Source organism: Ruegeria sp. BJ6, from assembly GCF_056537885.1.
In genome coordinates, this window is sequence record NZ_JBQFSG010000001.1 from 867,756 (window position 1) to 889,159 (window position 21,404).

A 21,404-nucleotide genomic window follows, 5' to 3' on the forward strand; every position below is an offset into this window, starting at 1 on the left:
GATCAGCTCAGCCGATCCATCAGTTCAGACAGAACCTTCTTGTCTGCTGCATCGTAACTGGCCACGCGACTGCGCCACAGGGTCGCCTGCGATCGCAGGATTAGCCCGTCTGGCAGGATTTTCAGGTGGTTGGCGCGCAATGTCTCACCGGTCGAGGTGATATCGGCGATGGCCTCGGCAGTCTCGTTAACTACCGTGCCTTCGGTCGCGCCCTGACTGTCGACCAAAGTGTAGTCTGCCACCCCCGCATCCGTCAGGAATTCACGCACCAGACGGTGATACTTGGTTGCGATCCGCAGACGGTGCCCATGGGCCTGCCGAAACGCTGCCGCCGCTGCATCAAGGTCATCCAGAGTATCAACGTCCACCCAACAGGCCGGAGCCGCGATGACCAGATCCGCCTGACCGAAGCCCAAGAGCGAGACCTCCTCGACCTGCTGTTCCCAACGCGGCAGTTTTTCGTGCACCAGATCGGTACCGGTCACACCCATGTGGATGCGCCCTGCCGCCAGTTCACGGGGAATTTCTCCGGCGGACAGCAGGATCAGGGAAACCCCGTCAATCCCATCGACTTTTCCTGCATACTCACGATCCGAACCGCTGCGCGACAATGTGATGCCACGCTTGTCGAACCACGAGAATGTCTTTTCCATCAACCGGCCCTTGGAAGGTACGCCCAGCTTAAGGCTCATTGGGACGCCTCCTCGATTTCAAGCATCAGGTCCGGGCGCAAAACACCTCCGACTGCGGGGATTTCGGCACCATTTCCCAGTTGCCGTGTCAGCGCATCATAACGGCCACCGGTTGCGATGGGCGGCAGATCGGGGCGCCCTTCGGCATAGAAACCAAAGACGAATCCGTCATAATATTCCATCGACGTACGGCCATAAGCGGCTTCGAAATCCAGCCGCTCAACGTCAACGCCACGCGCCTGAAGCGAGGCGATCCGGGCCTCAAGCCGATCCAGCGCGGGCGTGATCTGTGGCAGATCGACGGCCACATCGCGCAGTTGTTCCAGCGCAAAGGGCATGGTCTCGCGCACGTTGAGCAAGGTTTCCAGCCCCGCCAGCTCGTTGTCGGAAATTGGCGGTGTGTCACGGTCTTCGCGCAATGCAGCAATCCGCGCCTCGATCTCTGCGGCACGGCGCTTACCGATCATGGGCGCGTCAAAAGCCATCGGATCCGTCGCATCCAGCAAGGCGTTCCGGCCCTCGGGGGCCGGTTTACGACCCGCGAACCGGTCCAGCAGAATACGAAATCGGCGAGGACGCCATAGGTGCCGCATCAGCGCGGCCTTGCGCCGATCCGTTGTACGAAGACCTTGCACGGCAGCAGTCAGAATACCGATGTCACCTGTCGCCGCGCGCAAAGGCAGACCACGCAGCTGGAGCGCGAACAGCGAAAACACTTCGGCATCCGCTCCGGCGGGATCATCGCGGTCAAAGACCTCGTATCCGACCTGAATGTACTCATTGGCCCGGTCGGGGTCATGTTCCTGACGGCGGAAAACTTCACCCGAATAGGTGTAACGCGCAGGCTCGGCCCCGTCGCTCATATGCATCTGCACGACAGGCATCGTGAAATCGGGGCGCAGCATCTGCTCGCCCCGCAGCGCGTCCGAGGTCACATAGGCGCGCGCGCGAATGTCCTCACCATAAAGGTCGAGCAACAATTCTGCCGGTTGCAACAGCGGCGGGTCCACGACCTGCGCGCCGGCGGCCTCAAATCGCACGCGCATCATCGCGGCGCGGGCCTGTATCTGGGAACGGTTTGGCATCGCCTAGCCCTGACTGTCGAGAATTTCACGCACTTTGGAAACCAGATCGCCGCGCGGCACTTCGAACTGGCTGGGGCGTTCTTTCCATTCCTCCAGCGTGGCGCTTTCGGCGATCTTGGCGCCAAGGATAAGGTCCTTGATCTGCACGATGCCACCTGCCTTTTCATCACCGCCTTCGATCACGGCGATCGGAGAGTTCCGCTTGTCCGCGTATTTCAACTGATTGCCGAAATTCTTGGGGTTGCCCAAATACACCTCGGCCCGGATACCGGCATTGCGCAACTCGGCCACCATCGCCAGATAGTCGGCCATGCGGTCGCGGTCCATGACGGTAACGACCACAGGGCCCGTGGCCTGCGAACTTACCCGACCCTTTTCGTGCAGGGCGGCCAGAAGACGGTCGACGCCAATCGACACACCCGTCGCAGGCACTTCCTGCCCGGTAAAGCGTTTGACCAGATCGTCGTAGCGTCCACCGCCCGAGACCGATCCGAACTGCCGCTTGCGGCCCTTTTCGTCGAAAATCTCAAAGGTCAGTTCGGCCTCATATACAGGGCCGGTGTAATATCCCAGACCACGCACGACAGACGGATCAATCTCGATCCGGTCCGCACCGTATCCGCCCGCCGCCAGCAGCGCGCCGATTTGTTCCAGTTCGGCGATACCGTCCGCGCCAATCTTGCTGTCCCCTACTGCAGCACGCAGGTTTGCCAGCGTGCCAGCAGTTTCCGCAGCCTTGGAGGTCAGGAAGGCAATCACAGGCTCGGCCTGATCGTCGCTGAGACCCACACCATCGATGAACGCACCGGATGCATCCAAACGGCCCTTGGTCAGCAGTTCGCGTACGCCCTGCTCGCCCACTTTGTCGAACTTGTCGATGGTGCGCAGGACGTTGTCTCGGGCCGCGGCGTCTTCACCCAGCCCCATCGCCTCAAGCACGCCGTTCAGAACCTTGCGGTTGTTGACACGCACCAGATAGTCACCACGCGGAATGCCGACGGTTTCCAGAGTGTCCGACAGCATTGCGCAGATCTCGGCGTCCGCCGCCATCGAGGCCGTGCCGACCGTATCCGCATCACACTGATAGAACTGGCGATAGCGCCCCGGTCCCGGCTTTTCGTTGCGCCAGACCGGCCCCATCGCATAGCGGCGATAAGGCGTTGGAAGATCATTGCGGTGCTGGGCGTAGACGCGGGCCAAAGGCGCGGTCAGGTCGTAGCGCAGGGCCATCCAGTCGCCGTTGCCACCTTCGTCGAATTCCTGCCATGCAAAGACGCCCTCGTTCGGACGATCCACATCCGGAAGGAACTTGCCCAGCGCTTCGACGGTCTCGACCGCGCTGCTCTCCAGCGCGTCAAACCCATAACGATGATAGACGTCTGCAATAGCCCGCAGCATCTCGGTGCGCTGCGAAACTTCCTGGCCGAAATAGTCGCGGAACCCTTTCGGCGTAATGGCCTTGGGGCGGGGCTGTTTCTTGGGCTTGGCCATATGGGGCGTCCTTGGGATTTTCATGTTCCGCGCGCGGTCTATCTCATGGCCTGCATCGGGGCAAGCCAACCCACTGCCGCAGGGTGCGCTTTCTCTGGTCAGTCGGCCATGACAGCGCTATGAGCAGGATGGAAACAGGAGCACCCCATGCAGCAACTGGAAGAACAGATCGCCCACCTGACCCGTACGGTTGAAGACCTGAACACAGTCGTCACCCGGCAACAGGACGAGATCGACCGGCTGACCCGGCGGGTCGAAATGCTGCTGCAACGCGAGGCCGAGCGGGCGCAGGAAGGTTCGGGCGGGGTTGTGCTGGGCGACGAACGCCCGCCGCACTATTGAGCGGGCTAAATCATGCCAGGCTTAGAATCTTGCGATGCTCCAACCCGGTCATTGACCAATCGCGCCGACCACGCATCCTTGCTGCAAAACCATCCAGAGCATCGCCAAGCTGATCATCGAACCAAAGTGCCAGCGCTGTACGTGGCAGCATTGCCTTGTTGTGCTGGTAAGCGGTAACGAAAGTTCCGCCCTTGCCATCTGGTTCAAGCGTTACATCGAACTCTCCGTCCGTCAGACGCCGGTTCTTAGGATTTGAATTTCCAGAGAAAGAATAGTGGTAGCGATTTGGCGCATCGCATTCCAGCACGGTTTGCTGCTGCTTTTGAAAAATGGATGGCCCCATTAGGTAAGAAACGTCAAAGCTGTCTGGATTTCCCGGAACGGGTTGCGCGTCATACAATAACTGTTCCCAGCTCGAGCTTGCGCCACATTCGGCCAGCGCAAAAGCAGGCCAGACTTTCTCAATGGGTTGCCGCACACGCACGCGGCGTTTGGATTTCCAATCCAGACCAAAGCGAAACCCGTCCAAAACAGTCCCGTAGGTGATGGAGATAAAGCTCAGGAGCAATGCGAGGGTTATGATCGCTGTTAAAACGTCTGATAGGTTGAATTGATCAGCCAGACGTTCTGCAGGCTTAAGTGTGACATTGAGAAAAGCCCAGAAAGTGAGCATTTCAACCATCATTCGCAAACGGCGGAAGATCAGAACAAGCAGTGCAAAACCGGCAAACACGATGCCGCTGACCAGCACGATAGTCAGACCAAGGGCCAGCCACGTGATGAACGGGCCTGCGGTGGCCACCATTTCTACAAATTGCCCTTCAAATTGCTCCTGATGTTGAAAGGCGACAGTCATCATCAAGAAAAACGTCCCGAACAGAAGTCGGCGACGTTGCCTGTAAATCAGTTTGAACATGCTGCGCACACATAGGTTGTAGTATTCTACGCTGCATATCGCTCAGGATGTTGGCCAGAATAAGACGCACCAAAGCTTAGTCGAGAGTACCTTGGCCCAGTGATAGGCGACCCAAACCACCAATTGGTTACAAGCCCAGCGTCGTTTTCACAGCGTTGTCGACAACGCCACCCAGCAGCGCATTCTTGTCTTCGGCGCAACCTTCAGACAAAGCGGTCAGAAACGTCTCGCGCAGTTTGGCCTTGTCCTCGTCCGACGAGGCATGCTCTTCGATATTGATCTGGCGGTTGTAGATGGACAGGGCTGTCATTTTTTCGACGACCGCCAAAACAAAGGTCTCATCTCCGTCCGCCTCTTCAACTACAGATGCACAGGTGTGGTACATCACCGGCAAGGCATCCTGTACCATCTGATCCGCTTCTTCATCTGCCTGAGCCGCAATCGGAGTGACAGTGAAGGCAACAAAGGTCAGTGTTTTTAATGTGTTAAATCGCATCGCATTCACTTCCAGTTACGTCCGATAATGGCACCTGCCACGGCACCCGCTGCAGCACCTTTCCCGTCACCGATCAACGCGCCTACACCCGCGCCGACCACTGCCCCTTTGATTGTGTTGTCTTTCTTTTTGTCATCCGCCAACCCGGCAGATGCAGTCGCCAGAGATACGACCGCCGCGAAACCCAGTGATCTGAAACAAATACCTGAAATCGTCATGTCAGAGCCCTCCTGTGGCATGACCCAATAGGATATACCACTCAGCCTAACCGGGCACCTTCATTGTGGCAACAAAACGAAGGATCAGAGTTCCTCGACCGACAGGACACCTTCCAGAGACTTGATGGCGCCCTTGATCTGCGGGTTGATCGGAAAATCCTGACCAAGATCCATTTCCACCTCACCCGGAAGACCGGGGTCGAGAAGGCAAAGCTGTATCGGGCCTTTGGACGCGCCACGCGCTGCCGTGGCCGCATCTTCAAGGACGTTCGCAAACGTTGGCACCACCTGCGCGTCCTCTACGAAAACCCGCAATCCGGTCGCTCCGGCCTCGGCCACGGCCGCATCGATTGGACCGACAGACCGGCCCAGCAATTTCAACTGATCGGCCTCCATTGTCGCCTCGGCAGTCAAAACGACATGCGCACCGGTTTCCAGAAACTCTCGGCTTTTCTCCAGCGTTTCAGAGAACAACGTAACTTCATACGCGCCGGTTGGATCCGATAGCTGAGCAAAGGCGAAACGGTTGCCGCGCGCGGATTTACGCTCCTGCCGACCGGCGACGACGCCGGCCATCTTGGCAATCAGCGGGCCCGAGCGGGCCTTTTCCATCACATCGTCCAACGTAAGGACCTGTTTGCGCTTCAAGGCGGGCATGTAATCATCAAGGGGATGGCCAGACAGATAGAAACCGATGGCCTTGAATTCTTCACTCAACCGTTCCGCAGGCAGCCAGTCGGCTGTGGGCGACAGGCGGGGTTCAGGCAGATCATCCCCTGCCTCGCCGAACAGCGAAACCTGATTGGAGTTCTTCTGTTCATGGATCGCCGCCGAATACTGCACCAGCGGCTCCAGACTGTCGAATACCCGGCGACGGTTTTTGTCCAACTCATCAAATGCCCCAGCCCGTGCCATCATTTCGAGCGGGCGCTTGCCCACCTTTTTCAGATCAACGCGGCGGGCAAAGTCGAACAGGTTCACAAACGGCTTGTCGGCACGCCCTTCGACCACAAGGTTCATCGCCTCGACGCCGACGTTCTTGAGCGCGCCCAGCGCATAGACCAGATGCCCTTCGACTACGTCGAAGGTCGCCTGAGAGCGGTTCACGCAGGGTGGCACGTAGGGCAGTTCCAGCCCCTTGCGGACCTCTTCGAAATAGACCGCCAGCTTGTCGGTCAGGTGGATATCACAGTTCATGACGCCCGCCATGAACTCGACCGGGTGGTTCGCCTTTAGCCAGCCGGTCTGATAACTCACCACTGCATAGGCGGCGGCGTGAGATTTGTTGAAGCCGTAGTTGGCGAATTTCTCGAGCAAGTCGAAAACCTCGGAGGCCTTCTTGGCATCCACGCCATTCTCGCCCGCGCCCTTTTCGAATTTCGGGCGTTCGGCGTCCATCGCCTCTTTGATCTTCTTACCCATCGCGCGGCGCAGCAGGTCAGCACCACCAAGGCTGTACCCGGCCATGACCTGCGCGATCTGCATCACCTGTTCCTGATAAACGATGATGCCCTGAGTTTCCTCAAGGATGTGATCGATCAGCGGATGCACGGATTCGATCTTGCGCAGCCCGTTCTTGACCTCGCAATAGGTCGGGATATTCTCCATCGGGCCGGGGCGGTACAGCGCCACAAGGGCCACGATATCCTCGATACAGGTGGGTTTCATGCGCTTGAGCGCATCCATCATGCCCGAGCTTTCCACCTGGAACACCGCCACCGTCTTGGCCGCCGAGTAGAGCTTGTATGTCGCCTCATCATCCAGCGGGATGGCGTTGATCTGGTTCTCAGCCCCTTCGGCAGGTTCATAGAGTTCGGTTCCGTCCGCCGCGACGTGCAACGGGCGCCCAGATTTGAAAATCAGATCCATCGCGTTCTGGATCACGGTCAAGGTTTTCAAACCCAGAAAGTCAAACTTCACCAGCCCAGCTTGTTCCACCCATTTCATATTGAACTGGGTCGCGGGCATGTCGGACCGCGGATCCTGATACAGCGGCACCAGCGCGTCCAGCGGCCGGTCGCCGATCACCACACCCGCCGCGTGGGTCGAGGCGTTCCGCAGCAAACCTTCTACCTGTTGGCCGTAGGTAAGCAGACGCCCCACCACCTCTTCATTGCGGGCTTCTTCGCGCAGGCGGGGTTCGTCTTTCAGCGCCTTTTCGATGGAAACGGGTTTAACCCCTTCAACAGGGATCATCTTGGACAGGCGGTCCACCTGCCCATAAGGCATTTGCAGAACCCGTCCGATGTCGCGCACAGCAGCCTTCGACAACAGCGCACCAAAGGTGATGATTTGCCCCACCTTGTCGCGCCCGTACTTCTGCTGCACGTAACGGATCACTTCTTCGCGGCGATCCATGCAGAAGTCGATATCGAAGTCGGGCATCGAAACCCGTTCGGGATTCAGGAACCGTTCGAACAGCAGCGAATAGCGCAACGGGTCAAGGTCGGTGATCGTCAGCGCATAGGCCACCAGCGATCCCGCACCCGAACCCCGCCCCGGCCCCACCGGAATGTCGTGATCCTTGGACCATTGAATAAAGTCCGCAACGATCAGGAAGTAGCCGGGAAACCCCATGCCTTCGATGATGCCAAGCTCGAAATCCAGCCGCTCTTGATACTCTTCCGGTGTCACCGCATGAGGGATCACCGCCAGACGCTTTTGCAGGCCATCATTGGCGATGCGGCGTAGTTCGGCCACCTCGTCATCAGCGAATTTCGGCAGGATCGGATCACGGCGATAGGCCATGAAAGCGCAGCGTTTGGCGATCTCGACCGTGTTTTCGATTGCCTCGGGCAGATCGGCGAACAGCGTCACCATCTCCTGCTGCGATTTGAAGTAGTGCTGCGCGGTCAGGCGGCGGCGACCTTCCTGCTGGTCGACATAGGCGCCTTCCGAGATACAGATCAGCGCATCGTGCGCCTCGTACATGTCTGATGTCGGGAAATACACATCGTTGGTGGCCACCAGCGGCAGGTTCTTCGCATAGGCCATTTCCACATGGCCACGCTCGGTCAGGCGCTCAGCCTCGGGCCGTCCGTCTTCGCCCGGATGTCGCTGAAGCTCGATGTAAAGACGATCGGGGAACACGGTTGCAAGACGGTCCACCAAAACCTCGGCCGCCGGGCGCTGGCCTTGCTGCAGCAGCATCCCAACCGGCCCCTCCGGCCCGCCGGACAGACAGATCAGACCGTCTGAGCGTTCGGCCAACTCTTCCAACGTGACCTGTGGCAGTTGCCCGCCCTTGTCCACATAGAGGCAGGAGCTGAGCTTCATCAGGTTTTCATACCCAACCTCAGACTGCGCCAGTAGCACGAGCGGTGCTGGGGCCTTAGGTTTTTCCCCCGGCTGCGCCTGCACATAGGTCAGATCGACCTGACAACCCATGATCGGCTGCACCCCCGCCCCACTTGCGGTCACCGAGAACTCCAAAGCCGAAAACATGCTGTTGGTGTCCGTCACCGCGACGGCGGGCATCTCCAACTTGTCACAAAGACCCGGCAGCTTCTTCAGCCGCACGGCGCCTTCCAGAAGGGAATATTCGGTGTGAACGCGGAGATGAATGAATCGAGGGGTGCTGCTCATGCGCCGACGCTACCTCAGTCGGGCGTCGTGAAAAAGCCGGAACCGACCCGTTGAACAGCTAAAAAATCGCTCTGGATTATTCGGCTTTTCCAGAAGGTGCTTCGGGGGACGCTATTCACTCCAGAGGAAAAATGCTGTAGTTTCATAATTCTAGGCCGCTATCGGACAGATCGAAACAACGTTGGAGGAAGGTAATGCTGTATCTTAGGGGCAGTTTTTCTTGCCAGATCGCGCCAGCCCTTTCTAACATCTGTCGGCAAGCTATCAGCCCGCTACTCTTTCTACGTCGCATCGAAGGAGAGCACCACATGGGCGCAACCGGGTAAGGCGACGGGTTTCACGAATGAATATCGCGTTTCTTCTGAACGGAGAGACAGTGGAGTTGGCGGATGTCGATCCGACGGCCACGCTGCTGGACTGGCTGCGCGAGGATCGCGGCCTGACCGGCACCAAGGAGGGCTGTAACGAAGGCGATTGCGGTGCCTGCACTGTCATGGTGACGGATGAGGATGGCGCCAAGGCGCTGAACTCGTGCATCCTGTTCCTGCCTCAACTACACGGCAAGGCCGTGCGCACCGTCGAAGGTGCGAGCGGACCGAACGGAGAGGCCCATCCGGCCCAGCAGGCGATGGTTGATCTGCATGGGTCACAATGCGGTTTCTGTACCCCCGGCTTTGTCATGTCGATGGTTGCAAGTCACACCAATGGCGCGACGGATCATGACAACCAGCTTGCAGGCAATCTGTGCCGTTGCACCGGTTACGCGCCGATCATTCGTGCCGCCAAGGCCACCGAAGAGCATCCCGTTCCGGTCTGGATCAAGGATAAGCCGGTTGGCCCGCAGGCAACGCCGCCCATGCTGCCCGGCTCGTCCGACGAATTGGCCGCTGTCTATGCGCAGCACCCGGATGCCACTCTGGTCGCTGGAGCGACCGATGTGGGTCTTTGGGTCACCAAGCAGTTGCGCAATCTGGACCCGGTGATTTTCCTCAACCGCTGCGACGACCTGAAAGAGATCACGATCACTGAAGACGAAATCCGCTTTGGTGCCATGGTCGACATGAACCGTATGGGCGAAGCACTGGCCGATCTGTATCCGTCCTACGCCGAGATGATCCGCCGTTACGCCAGCGTTCAGGTCCGTCATGCGGCCACCGTCGGCGGCAACATCGCCAACGGCTCACCTATCGGAGACAACCCTCCAGCCCTCATCGCGCTGGATGCAACGTTGCATCTGCGCAAGGGCGATACGCGCCGTTCGATGCCGCTGGAAGATTTCTTTGTCGATTATGGTAAGCAAGACCGCACACCCGGTGAATTCGTCGAGGCCGTCAGCTTCAAACGGCAGGCGGACCGGCTGAAATGCTACAAGCTCAGCAAGCGGTTCGATCAGGATATTTCCGCCGTCTGTGGATGTTTCAATATAACCGTCACGGACGGTACCGTGACCAGCGCAAGGATTGCGTTCGGCGGCATGGCCGGTATTCCGAAACGGGCCAAAACTGTCGAGGCCGCTTTGATCGGCAAACAGTGGACAACCGAGACCGTGCAGACGGCACTGCCTGCCTTTGCCGAAGACTATACTCCGATGTCGGATATGCGCGCCTCGGCCAGCTATCGGCTGGAGACGGCCAAAGCCATGCTGGAACGGTACTTCCTCGAGGATCAGGGTGAAGTGACAAATGTGCTGGAGGTGTCGGCATGAGCGTGACCAAACCCCTGCCCCACGACGCCGCCCCGCTTCATGTCTCGGGAACGGCGCGTTATGTGGATGACATTCCCACCCCCAAGGGATCGTTACATCTGGCCTTTGGCCTCAGCCCCATCGCCAAGGGCAAGATCACGGCGATGGACCTGTCTGCAGTGAAGGCCGCCGAAGGTGTCGTCATGGTGATGACTGCTGACGATCTGCCTTTCGCCAACGACGTCTCGCCTTCTATCCATGATGAACCAATGTTGTCGGACGGAACCGTCAACTATGTAGGCCAACCTGTTTTCCTTGTGGCTGCGACCAGCCATCTGGCGGCACGCAAGGCCGCGCAACTCGGCAAGGTCGAATACGCCGAGGAAACGCCGATCCTGACAATCGAAGAGGCACTCGCGGCCGACAGCCGGTTCGAGGAAGGGCCGCGCATCTATGCCAAGGGTGATGTCGACAGTGCCATTGCAAATTCGGCACATGTGATCGAAGCCGCGTTTGAACTGGGCGGTCAGGAGCATTTCTATCTCGAAGGTCAGGCCGCTCTGGCCGTGCCGAATGAGGGCGGGGACATGCTGGTGCATTCCTCGACCCAGCACCCGACTGAGATTCAGCACAAAGTGGCTGATGCGTTGGGCGTACCGATGCATGGCGTGCGCGTTGAAACCCGCCGCATGGGCGGAGGGTTCGGCGGCAAGGAAAGCCAGGGCAATGCGCTGGCCGTCGCCTGTGCAGTTACTGCCCGCGCCACCGGCAAAGCCTGCAAAATGCGCTATGACCGCGACGATGACATGGTGATCACCGGCAAACGCCACGCTTTCCGTATCGCGTACCGTGCAGGGTTTGATGAGCACGGCCACATACAGGGCGTTTCATTTCTGCATCATGCCATCTGCGGGTGGGCACAGGACCTTTCCCTGCCCGTTGCGGACCGCGCCATGCTGCATTCGGACAACGCCTACCTGTTGCCGAACGCCCGGATCGAAAGCCACCGGCTGAAAACCAACACGCAATCCGCCACCGCCTATCGTGGGTTTGGCGGCCCGCAGGGTATGGTCGGGATCGAACGGGTCATGGATCATGCCGCTCATGAGCTGGGGCTGGACCCGGTCGAGTTGCGCCGCCGCAACTATTATGAGGCCGCACACAGCCCGGTGATCGAACCAACCCATATTCCTGAACGTCCGTTGGGACATGTCGATCCGCATGAGGATCTGACCAGCCTCGGCGCGGTTGAACAGGTGACCACTCCGCCGCCGGTCCGTCCGGTGCCCGAAGGCGGTAACACGACGCCGTATGGCATGGAAGTTACCGATTTCGAGTTGCACGGTATGACCGAAGCCCTGCTGAAATCCAGCGACTATGCGGCGCGCAAGGCGGCAATCGCAAAGTGGAACGCAGAGAACCGGGTGATCAAGAAGGGTATCGCCTTTTCACCGGTCAAGTTCGGCATCTCGTTCACATTGACCCACCTGAATCAGGCGGGCGCACTGGTACATGTGTATCAGGACGGCTCGGTGCATCTGAACCATGGCGGCACAGAGATGGGGCAAGGTCTGTTCCAGAAGGTGGCGCAGGTCGCCGCGTCTCGATTTGGCATTCCGCTTGAGATGATCAAGATCACCGCCACGGATACCGCCAAAGTGCCCAACACATCGGCAACCGCGGCCTCATCTGGCAGCGATCTGAACGGCATGGCGGTCAAGGCAGCCTGCGACACGATCTGCGACCGAATGGCGGCCTATCTGGCCGAGCGGCATCAGGCAGACGCCGCCACCGTCAAATTCAGCGACGGACATGTCGAAGTCGGCGGGGAACGCTACAGTTTCGCCGAGGCTGCGGCCCTCACCTATCAGGGGCGGGTCAGCCTGTCAGCGACCGGTTACTACAAAACTCCAAAGATCGAATGGGACCGGATCAAGGGACACGGTCGTCCGTTCTTTTACTTCGCCTATGGTGCATCCGTAACCGAAGTGGCAGTTGACACCCTGACAGGTGAAAACCGCATTCTGCGCACAGATATCCTGCATGATGCCGGGGCGTCGCTGAACCCAGCTCTGGATGTAGGTCAGGTCGAAGGTGGATACGTTCAGGGTGCAGGTTGGCTGACGACTGAGGAACTGGTCTGGGACGATCAGGGGCGGCTGCGCACGCATGCACCGTCGACCTACAAAATCCCTGCCTGTTCGGATCGCCCCGACATTTTCAATGTCGCGCTGTGGGATGGGCAAAACCGCGAGGACACGATCTACCGCTCGAAGGCGGTCGGTGAACCGCCCTTCATGCTGGGGATTTCCGCATGGCTCGCCCTGTCGAATGCGGTCGCTGCCTGTGGAGACGCCTACCCGGCGTTAGATGCACCTGCCACGGCCGAGGAAGTGTGGCGCGGTGTTCAGCGGATGAAGGGAGGCATCTGATGGGATTTGATCGGGAAGCTTTGAGGGAGGCGGTCAAAACCCATGGGTCTGTGGTCCGGGTGGTTATCGCCGGGATCAAGGGGTCGTCCCCCCGCGAAGTCGGTGCCGCGATGCTTGTTTGGGACAATGGGCAGTCTGGCACGATCGGCGGCGGCACGCTGGAATTTCAGGCCGCTGAGGCGGCACGTCATCAGAACTCGCAAAGAAAACTGACCCAACACGCGCTTGGTCCGGACCTTGGCCAGTGCTGCGGCGGTGCGGTCACCCTGCTGAGTGAGGTCTATGACCTGAAAGCCGTGAATCGTCTGGATGACACGATGATTGCACGTCCGGTTTCGGCTGGTGAAATGCCTCTGTCCGTCAAGCGTTTGCTGAACCGCGCGCGTGGACAAGGTGTTCAGCCAGAACCGCAGCTGCTTGACGGATGGATGATCGAACCAGTGCACAAACCGGCCCGCGACCTGTGGATCTGGGGCGCTGGTCATGTGGGCCGGGCGCTGGTTGATGTTCTTTCGCCCCTGCCCGATCTGGCAATCACCTGGGTTGATACAGGGCCGGAGCGATTTCCTGAAACAGTGCCGAACGGCGTGACGGTCGTGCCAGCCGCCAAACCAGCGGAACTGGTTCGTCACGCGCCGCGCGACGCCGAGCATCTGGTGCTTACTTATTCACACAATCTGGATTTGGAGCTGTGCAACAGGCTGCTTTTGCACGATTTCCGCTTTGCGGGCCTGATTGGCTCGGCTACCAAATGGGCGCGGTTCCGCTCTCGTCTTGCTGCGTTGGGGCATTTGCCTGAACGGGTAAGCCGGATCACCTGCCCGATCGGTGATCCGGGCTTGGGCAAACATCCGCAGATGATCGCGGTTGGCGTCGCGGCGCAAATCCTGCGCCCCGCCCTGCAAAACGACTTGAAGAAGGATCTGAGCGCGTGACCACACCACTTCTGAGCCTGCAAGGCCTGACCAAAGCCTATCCCGGCGTCGTGGCCAACGACACTGTCTCGTTCGATATCGGCGAGGGCGAAGTTCATGCGCTGCTGGGCGAAAACGGCGCAGGCAAATCCACTCTGGTCAAAATGATCTATGGGCTGGTCAAGCCTGACAGCGGTACGATGCTGTTGCGCGGCCAGCCCTACGCGCCACCCGAACCCCGCGCCGCACGGGCTGATGGGATTGCGATGGTGTTTCAACACTTTTCGCTGTTTGACGCGCTGAACGTGGCCGAGAACATCGCACTTGGGATGGAGAACCCGCCGCCGATGGGTGATCTGGCCTCGCGTATCCGCGAAGTCTCGGAGACCTACGGTCTGCCGCTGGACCCTTTCCGAACGGTTGGTGACCTCTCGGCGGGTGAGCGTCAACGGGTCGAGATCATCCGCTGTCTGTTGCAGGAGCCCAAGCTATTGATCATGGATGAACCGACATCGGTTCTCACCCCGCAAGAGGTTGATATCCTTTTCGAGACGCTTAATAAATTGCGGTCCGAGGGCACTTCGATCCTGTATATCTCGCACAAGCTTGAGGAAATCCGCACGCTCTGCGATCACGCCACGATCCTGCGTCTGGGCAAGAATGTTGGCGAATGTGTTCCAAACGAAACCTCGGCACGGGACATGGCCGAGATGATGGTGGGTTCGACCCTGCAGACGCCGGAACGGTCGGGACGTGAGTTTGGCGAGGTCGCACTGGATGTCAGCGGCTTGTCGGTGCCTTCGCCGTCGGAATTCGGGACGGCACTGAAAAACGTCCATATGACGGTGCGCAAAGGCGAGGTTCTTGGCATCGGCGGAGTCGCCGGGAATGGGCAGGACGAATTGTTGGGAGTCCTTTCAGGTGAAATTCCGACCACCGCCGACGCAATCAAGTTCAATGGCCAACCGATTGGCAAACTAGGGCCTACCGCGCGCCGTACGCTGGGCGTGCTGACAGCCCCCGAGGAACGACTTGGTCATGCCGCGGCCCCGGATATGAGCCTGACCGAAAACGCCCTGTTGACCGGATCGGTACGTGAAGGTCTGGAAAACAACGGCTTCCTGAAATGGGCTGAGACCAAGAGCTTTGCCGAAAAGATCATCGAGGTCTTCGACGTACGCACACCCGGCCCCGAAAACGCGGCACGGTCGCTGTCGGGTGGCAACCTGCAGAAATTCGTGATCGGACGCGAGGTGTTGCAGAACCCTGATGTGTTGGTGGTGAACCAGCCGACATGGGGCGTTGATGCGGCGGCGGCGGCCGCGATCCGTCAGGCCATTCTGGATCTGGCCGCCAAAGGCACCGCAGTCATCTGCATCAGTCAGGATCTGGATGAGTTGATGGAGATTTCAGACAGCTTTGCGGCCCTTAACGAAGGACGCCTGAGTGCACCGCGCACAACGGCAGGCCTGACGGTGGACGAGATCGGCCTGATGATGGGCGGCGCACACGGCATGGAGGTGGCGCATGTTTGATCCGTTGAACCGCCTCAAGCGGCCATATTTACAACGAGAAGAAGAACTTGGGGGGATGAGCAGATGATAGTGTTGGAGAAACGGCCGCAGCCGTCCAAAGCGTGGTCCTACGCGACCCCATTGGTGGCGGTGCTGGCAACAATGTTCTTTGGCGGGTTGCTATTCGCCATTCTGGGCAAAAACCCGGTTCAGGCGATTGGCACCATTTTTTGGGAGCCGCTGTTTGGCGAGTTTTCTTTCTATTACCGCCCGCAGCTATTGGTGAAAGGCGCGCCACTGGTCCTGATTGCCATTGGCCTGTCGCTGGGCTTTCGGGCTGGCATCTGGAACATCGGCGCCGAGGGGCAGTACATCATGGGCGCCATCTTTGGCGCAGGTGCGGGGCTTGCCTTTTATCCGCTGGAGGCGTGGTACGTCTTTCCGATCATGGTGATTGCCGGCGCGCTTGGCGGCTGGATCTGGGCAAGCATCCCGGCCTTTCTGAAAGTGCGGTTCGGTACCAACGAAATTCTCGTATCCCTGATGCTGGTTTATGTGGCTGAACAGATGCTGGCCTCGGTCTCGCTGGGACTACTGAAGAACCCCGAGGGGTTTGGCTTTCCCGGCTCGCGCAATCTGCAGTCTTATGCCAGCGCGCATAATGCTGAGCTGATTTCAGGATCGGGGATGCATTGGGGCGTCGTGACTGCTCTGATCGCTGTGATCTTTGCCTATATCCTGCTGAACCGTCACATGCTGGGCTTTCACATCCGGCTGACTGGCGAAGCACCCCGCGCCGCAAAATTCGCAGGCGTGAACCCGGCCCGCCTGATCCTGTTCTGTCTGGGTCTTTCCGGCGCATTGGCCGGATTGGCGGGGATGTTCGAAGTGTCCGGCCCTTCGGGCGTGGTCAGCATCGATTTCAACGTGGGCTATGGTTTCACGGCGATTATCGTTGCCTTTCTTGGCCGGTTGCACCCGATTGGAATTCTTCTGGCCGGGGGCCTGATGGCACTGACCTATATCGGCGGAGAAATCGCCCAGTCGCAACTGGGCCTGCCCGCCGCTGCCATTCAGGTGTTTCAGGGAATGCTGCTGTTCTTCCTGCTGGCATTCGATCTTTTGACAAACTACCGCATCCGTGCGGCCCGTAGTGAGGTAGCGTGACCCATGGATCTTGGTGAAATCAATCCCGTACTTTTGGTGGCCTCGCTTATGGTCGCCGCAACCCCCCTGCTATTGGCCGCGATCGGAGAGCTGGTCGTTGAGAAAGCTGGCGTTCTGAACCTTGGTGTCGAAGGCATGATGATCGTGGGAGCGATCAGTGGCTTTGCCATCTCGGTCGAAACCGGATCGCCCTGGCTTGGCTTCTTCGCCGCAGCGGTCGGCGGTGCTTTGCTGTCACTTCTGTTTGTCCTGCTGACACAGGTCGCACTGGCCAACCAGGTAGCGAGTGGACTGGCTCTGACTCTGTTCGGCTTGGGATTCAGCGCATTGATGGGACAAAGCTATGTGGGGATCACACCACCGGATATGAACGACCTCTATATCCCGCTCATCAGCGATATTCCGGTGATCGGTCCGATCCTGTTCCAGCATGATCCGATCCTCTATGTCGGGATCGCGCTGACTGCTACCGTCTGGTACGTTCTCAAGTTCACCCGTATCGGTCTGGTCCTGCGCGCGGTGGGTGAGAACCACGACGCCGCACATGCGCTGGGCTATAAGGTCATCAAAATCCGCGTTCTGGCGATCCTGTTCGGTGGGGCCTGCGCAGGTCTTGGTGGGGCCTATATCAGCCTGATCCGCGTGCCCCAATGGACCGATGGCATGACGGCCGGAGTTGGCTGGATCGCGCTCGCGCTGGTGGTGTTTGCCAGCTGGAAGCCATGGCGCGTTCTGTTGGGTGCCTATCTGTTCGGCGGCATCACCGTCTTGCAGCTTAATTTGCAGGCAGCGGGCGTTGCCATCCCTGTCGAGTATCTGGCAATGTCGCCCTACATCATCACGATCCTTGTGCTTGTGATCCTTTCGGCCGACAAGAGCAGTGCACCTGCCTCACTGGGCCGGATTTTCCACGCCTCGCACTAGACGGGGCCAAATGAACCAACTTGGGGAGTAACTACATGAAATTCACTTCAATTCTGGCAAGCGCCACCCTGGCGCTAGGGCTGGCCACCAGCGCCATCGCTCAGGAAAAAACCAAGGTCGGCTTTATCTATGTCGGCTCGATCAACGACGGGGGCTGGAACGAGCACCACCATCACTCGGCCAAGGAAATGCAGAAGCATTTTGGCGATAGCGTCGAGCTGGTTTATCAGGAGAACGTTGCCGAAGGACCCGATGCCGAACGAGCCATGACTCAGATGGCTCTTGAAGGCGCGGATCTGATCTTTTCGACGTCCTTCGGGTTTATGGACCCTACGATTAACGTGGCCAAGAAGTTCCCGGACGTGAAATTTGAACACGCGACCGGCTACAAGCGGGCCGACAACGTCTCGACCTATTCCGCCCGTTTCTACGAAGGCCGTGCGGTGCAAGGCCACATCGCCGGAAAAATGACCGAGTCGAACATCGTGGGCTACATCGGATCCTATCCGATCCCCGAGGTGATCCGTGGCATCAACTCGGCTTATCTCCACGCCAAGAAGGTCAACCCGGATGTCGAATTCAAGGTCATCTGGATTTACACTTGGCTTGACCCATCGAAAGAGGCGGACGCTGCCAAGGTTCTGATCGAACAGGGCGCAGATGTGATCCTGCAGCATACGGACTCGACCGCTCCGCTGGCGGCTATGAAGGACGCCGGCAACGTGATCGGGTTTGGTCAGGCTGCGGATATGGCTGAATATGCACCGCATCCGCGCGTCAGCTCGATCATCGACAACTGGACGCCTTATTATGTCGCCAGAACTCAGGCAGTCATGGATGGTAACTGGGAAAGCATCGATACTTGGGATGGCATCAGCAAAGGCATGGTCGGGATCGGAGAAATCTCGGACGCAGTTCCTGCGGATGTCAAAGAGGAAGCGCTGGCAATGAAAGCCGCGATCGCCGATGGCAGCTATCACCCCTTCACCGGCCCGATCAAGAAACAGGATGGCAGCGACTGGCTGGCCGAAGGCGAAGTGGCCGATGATGGCACACTGGCTGGCCTGAACTTCTATGTCGAAGGCCTTGAAGGCGAAATTCCGCAGTAAGCGCGGCTACTAAACCCAACGAAGGGCCAGCCATATTGGCTGGCCCCTTGCCAGAAATGTTGCAAGTTTATGCACGGCGCACGGCGCAACAGGCTGTTACAACAAAACACCCTCGCGGAATTCTGCGAGGGTGTTTTGTTGTCTGGAATGGCGGCTGTGCGGACAAAGCTGACATACGCATTGTCCTTGCCGATGCCGACTATCTGAGCCGGTTTTGGCAGCAGCGAACTTTTGAATTTCTAGTTTGGTACATGCACTAATTTGTTTTTCATCAATAACCCGTTAGGGTTACTTGTGAAATTGAAAGCCTCTAAGCTCCACTTCGTGGGATCGGTTTTCCAAGCCTCGTGAGGTCGAAATGGAAGATAGAATAAAAGAACTGGAATCACGGGTTCGTTTCTACGACAAGCTGCTGTATGCGGTGGGTGCCGTAGCTTTCGTGTTTGGCATTAGTGGCGGCTGGGGTCTGCTAACCATCAACAAGATCAACGCCTCAGTCGAGCAAGCTAGAAACAGAGTCGAAGCTGTTGCGCTCGAAATAAGAGAAGTTGCGGAGAATTCGGAAAATATCGATGGCGTCTTCCAGGAGCTTCTATCCAATGCTGAAGCTCAGATTTTCGCCACCGCATCGGAAATTGAAGCAGATCTTCCATCAATGTTAACTAACGAAATGGTGCTGAAGTTCTAAAGAACGGAATTCCAATGGGAAAATTTGAAGTGATCGAAGTGTCGGACCGAGAAGGGGGCACCATCGTAATTGGCAACCTAAACGATGGAACACCGAGTACAGCAATGCACCATGATAACAAAACCAAAGGAATTTATCTTACCGTTGGAGAAGTTGATGGACCCAGAATAAGATTCTTCAATCATGATGGGCAGGCGATCCTATTGCAATCCAAGAAGTCGGAATCCGGTTTAGTCATCAGTGGATTGGAAAATGAAACAAGAGTAGGTTTGGGAGTTATAGGCGATGACGAACATCCAAGTCTTGTCTTTACTGACGGTACAACCAACAAATCGTTTGGCATTCACGACTGAAAATTTTACTAGGTAACCTTTCCCTTATATTTTTTGATAGCGAAGAAATACGACTGGTCCTTAGCAAGAAAAACTGACCTTGGCTGTGCTAAAGCTTTGCTGTCAGCATGTCTTTTATGATTTGCTCTGCCAGTCCAAATACTGTCATTCGATGAAGGGCAGAAAACTGGCAATTTGGGCTCAAACTGGACCTGCAGCAGTGCGGCAGGCGAAAACACGGCCGTTGCCCAATGCAAATGACGGCGACGCGAAGCAAAATTGACGTTGGTTCAACGATCAGTCGCCGCCAATCGCGCGCCAAATGATTTAAAAACGTGAATATGATACTCTTGCAAATTAGAGAGCGAGATTATGACGCTTCCTTTTATGAAAGGAAATTGGGATGAACTCTGTTACCAATGTATCTAAGACGCTGATTGCTGCATTGATCGGATGGGTTGGCGTTTCCCAAACTGATATCAACCTAATTGGTTCAGCCGAGGCGCAGCAATCGGACAGCCAGATGCCGATGATATCGCCGACCGAAGCGCGTGAACGCGATTTCTACGCACCAAACAGTGAAACGCTGGCTCCCGATGAAATGCGTGTTATCGCTTGTGGCACCGGCATGCCGACCCCGCGACCGGCTCAGGCAGCAGCCTGTTTTCTTGTTGAACTAGGAAATGGCGACAAGTTTCTGTTTGATATTGGCGACGGATCGGTCGAGAGGCTTTTCGGGCTGCAAATTCCAACTGCTTTTCTCGACAAGGTCTTTATCGGCCACCTTCACGGGGACCATTTTGGCGGCATCGGCGCACTCTATGTTGCGGGCGGAATAGCCGGTCGGTTCTCGCCTCTGCGAATTTGGGGGCCCAGTGGCTCACGACCCGAACTGGGCACGGCGGCGGCTGTTGAAGCGATGGAAAAAATGTACCTTTGGGATCTCGAAGGGCGTTTGGGCCAGACCGATGTGCGCGGCTTTGCCACTGAAATTACTGAATTTGACTACAAGATCACGCAGGTCATTTATGAAGACAATGGCGTGAAGATCACTGCATTTCCTGCCATCCACTCCATCGATGGATCAGTTAGCTACCGGCTGGACTGGAATGATCTATCCTTTGTGTATTCAAGCGATACCTATCCGAACAAGTGGTTTGTTGAAATGGCTCAGGGCGCCGATCTGGTGGTCCACGAATGCTTCATAGCAGTGCCTGACCTAGTTGCGCGTTATGGTTTGACTCCCGAATCCGCTCTTCAGGTTGGCACTCAGATCCACACCCCGCCCGAAGCTTTCGGTAAGGTCATGAGTGCCGTGCAGCCTCGTCTTGCCGTGGCCTATCACTTCTGGACCGGAATCGACTCGACGCCTGGCGTTCTTGAACGGATTAGAAAGACGTATGATGGGCCGCTGAGCCTTGCTCAGGATTATATGGTCTGGAATGTCACAAAAGACGATATCAAAGTAAGAATGGCTGCAATCAACCACGAAAGCTGGAACCCGCCTGCAGCTTATCCGCCCGAACCTATCAACCCTGCGGATCAGAAAGGCTACTCACCGGAGATCGAAGCGGGCCGTTGGGACGTCGACGACGTGGTACGACCAATCTACAAAGAAGCCGAAGAAGCACTGGGGCGCGAATTCAAGTATCCCGGGGACTGAGCAATCACCGATGGCCTGAACAACGGAGGTACCGAGGTTTTATCGGCAAACTTTGCTCTTTATCTCTCATAGTTCGGTTTGGGCTCAGAACAGACACTAAGGTGTTGCTAATCGCGCACCCGCTCACACATGCTCAGCAACACTTCTGGCAG

Annotated in this window: 18 protein-coding genes; 11 read left to right on the forward strand and 7 right to left on the reverse strand. The window is 57.7% G+C overall.

Features of this window, described 5'->3' with window-relative positions:
* Positions 1–2 precede the first annotated feature (2 nt).
* Genes hisG through hisS form a run of 3 tightly spaced genes read right to left on the reverse strand, consistent with a single transcriptional unit; the run spans position 3 to position 3,268 of the window.
* Entirely contained in the window at positions 3–692 is a 690-nt protein-coding gene (gene hisG, locus ACR0D6_RS04200; protein ID WP_170651068.1) for an ATP phosphoribosyltransferase, read from the reverse strand.
* Entirely contained in the window at positions 689–1,777 is a 1,089-nt protein-coding gene (locus tag ACR0D6_RS04205) for an ATP phosphoribosyltransferase regulatory subunit (protein ID WP_170651069.1), read from the reverse strand. The genes hisG and ACR0D6_RS04205 overlap by 4 nt, the downstream gene beginning before the upstream one ends.
* A gap of 3 nt (positions 1,778–1,780) precedes the next feature.
* Positions 1,781–3,268: a histidine--tRNA ligase gene (gene hisS / locus ACR0D6_RS04210; protein WP_480764575.1), complete on the reverse strand. Its 1,488-nt coding sequence runs from the start codon at positions 3,266–3,268 to the stop codon at positions 1,781–1,783.
* Positions 3,269–3,415: 147 nt separating this feature from the next.
* Here hisS and ACR0D6_RS04215 point away from each other — a divergent pair, with 147 nt between their 5' ends.
* On the forward strand, positions 3,416–3,610 hold the full coding sequence (locus tag ACR0D6_RS04215; protein ID WP_170651071.1) for a SlyX family protein: 195 nt from the start codon (positions 3,416–3,418) through the stop codon (positions 3,608–3,610).
* A gap of 10 nt (positions 3,611–3,620) precedes the next feature.
* Here the strand turns inward: ACR0D6_RS04215 and ACR0D6_RS04220 are convergent, their stop codons facing one another.
* The 4 genes from ACR0D6_RS04220 to dnaE all read right to left on the reverse strand — a co-directional run bounded on the left by ACR0D6_RS04220 (position 3,621) and on the right by dnaE (position 8,825).
* Positions 3,621–4,526 (reverse strand): hypothetical protein, encoded by a 906-nt coding sequence (locus tag ACR0D6_RS04220; protein ID WP_480764576.1) that lies wholly within the window; start codon positions 4,524–4,526, stop codon positions 3,621–3,623.
* 127 nt (positions 4,527–4,653) lie between these two features.
* The gene (locus ACR0D6_RS04225; protein ID WP_480764577.1) at positions 4,654–5,022 is read right to left on the reverse strand and encodes a hypothetical protein; all 369 of its coding nucleotides are present in this window, start codon (positions 5,020–5,022) and stop codon (positions 4,654–4,656) included.
* Between the two features lie 5 nt (positions 5,023–5,027).
* A complete protein-coding gene (locus tag ACR0D6_RS04230) occupies positions 5,028–5,240 on the reverse strand; it encodes a YMGG-like glycine zipper-containing protein (protein ID WP_170651073.1) in 213 nt (70 codons plus the stop codon).
* 84 nt (positions 5,241–5,324) lie between these two features.
* A complete protein-coding gene (gene dnaE, locus ACR0D6_RS04235; protein ID WP_480764578.1) occupies positions 5,325–8,825 on the reverse strand; it encodes a DNA polymerase III subunit alpha in 3,501 nt (1,166 codons plus the stop codon).
* 343 nt (positions 8,826–9,168) lie between these two features.
* Here dnaE and xdhA point away from each other — a divergent pair, with 343 nt between their 5' ends.
* The 10 genes from xdhA (at position 9,169) to gntH (ending at position 21,252) form a co-directional block, all read left to right on the forward strand.
* Positions 9,169–10,530 carry a xanthine dehydrogenase small subunit gene (gene xdhA / locus ACR0D6_RS04240; RefSeq protein WP_480764579.1) on the forward strand — a complete coding sequence of 454 codons (1,362 nt, stop codon included), beginning with the start codon at positions 9,169–9,171 and terminating at the stop codon, positions 10,528–10,530.
* Entirely contained in the window at positions 10,527–12,941 is a 2,415-nt protein-coding gene (gene xdhB, locus ACR0D6_RS04245) for a xanthine dehydrogenase molybdopterin binding subunit (protein ID WP_480764580.1), read from the forward strand. Before xdhA ends, xdhB begins: the two co-directional genes overlap by 4 nt.
* Positions 12,941–13,876, forward strand: coding sequence for a xanthine dehydrogenase accessory protein XdhC (gene xdhC, locus ACR0D6_RS04250; RefSeq protein ID WP_480764581.1), 936 nt, complete (start codon positions 12,941–12,943; stop codon positions 13,874–13,876). Before xdhB ends, xdhC begins: the two co-directional genes overlap by 1 nt.
* A complete protein-coding gene (locus tag ACR0D6_RS04255) occupies positions 13,873–15,390 on the forward strand; it encodes an ABC transporter ATP-binding protein (RefSeq protein ID WP_480764582.1) in 1,518 nt (505 codons plus the stop codon). The genes xdhC and ACR0D6_RS04255 overlap by 4 nt, the downstream gene beginning before the upstream one ends.
* Positions 15,391–15,453: 63 nt before the next feature.
* On the forward strand, positions 15,454–16,536 hold the full coding sequence (locus ACR0D6_RS04260) for an ABC transporter permease (RefSeq protein WP_170651079.1): 1,083 nt from the start codon (positions 15,454–15,456) through the stop codon (positions 16,534–16,536).
* 3 nt (positions 16,537–16,539) lie between these two features.
* Positions 16,540–17,460, forward strand: a complete 921-nt coding sequence (locus ACR0D6_RS04265) for an ABC transporter permease (protein ID WP_480448546.1) — start codon at positions 16,540–16,542, stop codon at positions 17,458–17,460.
* A 35-nt stretch (positions 17,461–17,495) separates the two neighbouring features.
* Positions 17,496–18,569, forward strand: a complete 1,074-nt coding sequence (locus ACR0D6_RS04270) for a BMP family ABC transporter substrate-binding protein (RefSeq protein WP_170651081.1) — start codon at positions 17,496–17,498, stop codon at positions 18,567–18,569.
* 358 nt (positions 18,570–18,927) lie between these two features.
* Positions 18,928–19,257, forward strand: a complete 330-nt coding sequence (locus ACR0D6_RS04275) for a hypothetical protein (RefSeq protein ID WP_480764583.1) — start codon at positions 18,928–18,930, stop codon at positions 19,255–19,257.
* 14 nt (positions 19,258–19,271) lie between these two features.
* Positions 19,272–19,610, forward strand: coding sequence for a hypothetical protein (locus tag ACR0D6_RS04280; protein ID WP_480764584.1), 339 nt, complete (start codon positions 19,272–19,274; stop codon positions 19,608–19,610).
* Positions 19,611–19,992: 382 nt separating this feature from the next.
* On the forward strand, positions 19,993–21,252 hold the full coding sequence (gene gntH / locus ACR0D6_RS04285) for a guanitoxin biosynthesis MBL fold metallo-hydrolase GntH (RefSeq protein ID WP_480764585.1): 1,260 nt from the start codon (positions 19,993–19,995) through the stop codon (positions 21,250–21,252).
* Positions 21,253–21,404 lie beyond the last annotated feature (152 nt).

Coding starts and splice junctions, on each gene's coding strand:
- hisG (WP_170651068.1), bottom strand. CDS start 692: ATGAGCCTTAAGCTGGGCGTACCTTCCAAGGGCCGGTTGATGGAAAAG.
- ACR0D6_RS04205 (WP_170651069.1), bottom strand. CDS start 1,777: ATGCCAAACCGTTCCCAGATACAGGCCCGCGCCGCGATGATGCGCGTG.
- hisS (WP_480764575.1), bottom strand. CDS start 3,268: ATGGCCAAGCCCAAGAAACAGCCCCGCCCCAAGGCCATTACGCCGAAA.
- ACR0D6_RS04215 (WP_170651071.1), top strand. CDS start 3,416: ATGCAGCAACTGGAAGAACAGATCGCCCACCTGACCCGTACGGTTGAA.
- ACR0D6_RS04220 (WP_480764576.1), bottom strand. CDS start 4,526: ATGTTCAAACTGATTTACAGGCAACGTCGCCGACTTCTGTTCGGGACG.
- ACR0D6_RS04225 (WP_480764577.1), bottom strand. CDS start 5,022: ATGCGATTTAACACATTAAAAACACTGACCTTTGTTGCCTTCACTGTC.
- ACR0D6_RS04230 (WP_170651073.1), bottom strand. CDS start 5,240: ATGACGATTTCAGGTATTTGTTTCAGATCACTGGGTTTCGCGGCGGTC.
- dnaE (WP_480764578.1), bottom strand. CDS start 8,825: ATGAGCAGCACCCCTCGATTCATTCATCTCCGCGTTCACACCGAATAT.
- xdhA (WP_480764579.1), top strand. CDS start 9,169: ATGAATATCGCGTTTCTTCTGAACGGAGAGACAGTGGAGTTGGCGGAT.
- xdhB (WP_480764580.1), top strand. CDS start 10,527: ATGAGCGTGACCAAACCCCTGCCCCACGACGCCGCCCCGCTTCATGTC.
- xdhC (WP_480764581.1), top strand. CDS start 12,941: ATGGGATTTGATCGGGAAGCTTTGAGGGAGGCGGTCAAAACCCATGGG.
- ACR0D6_RS04260 (WP_170651079.1), top strand. CDS start 15,454: ATGATAGTGTTGGAGAAACGGCCGCAGCCGTCCAAAGCGTGGTCCTAC.
- ACR0D6_RS04265 (WP_480448546.1), top strand. CDS start 16,540: ATGGATCTTGGTGAAATCAATCCCGTACTTTTGGTGGCCTCGCTTATG.
- ACR0D6_RS04270 (WP_170651081.1), top strand. CDS start 17,496: ATGAAATTCACTTCAATTCTGGCAAGCGCCACCCTGGCGCTAGGGCTG.
- ACR0D6_RS04275 (WP_480764583.1), top strand. CDS start 18,928: ATGGAAGATAGAATAAAAGAACTGGAATCACGGGTTCGTTTCTACGAC.
- ACR0D6_RS04280 (WP_480764584.1), top strand. CDS start 19,272: ATGGGAAAATTTGAAGTGATCGAAGTGTCGGACCGAGAAGGGGGCACC.
- gntH (WP_480764585.1), top strand. CDS start 19,993: ATGAACTCTGTTACCAATGTATCTAAGACGCTGATTGCTGCATTGATC.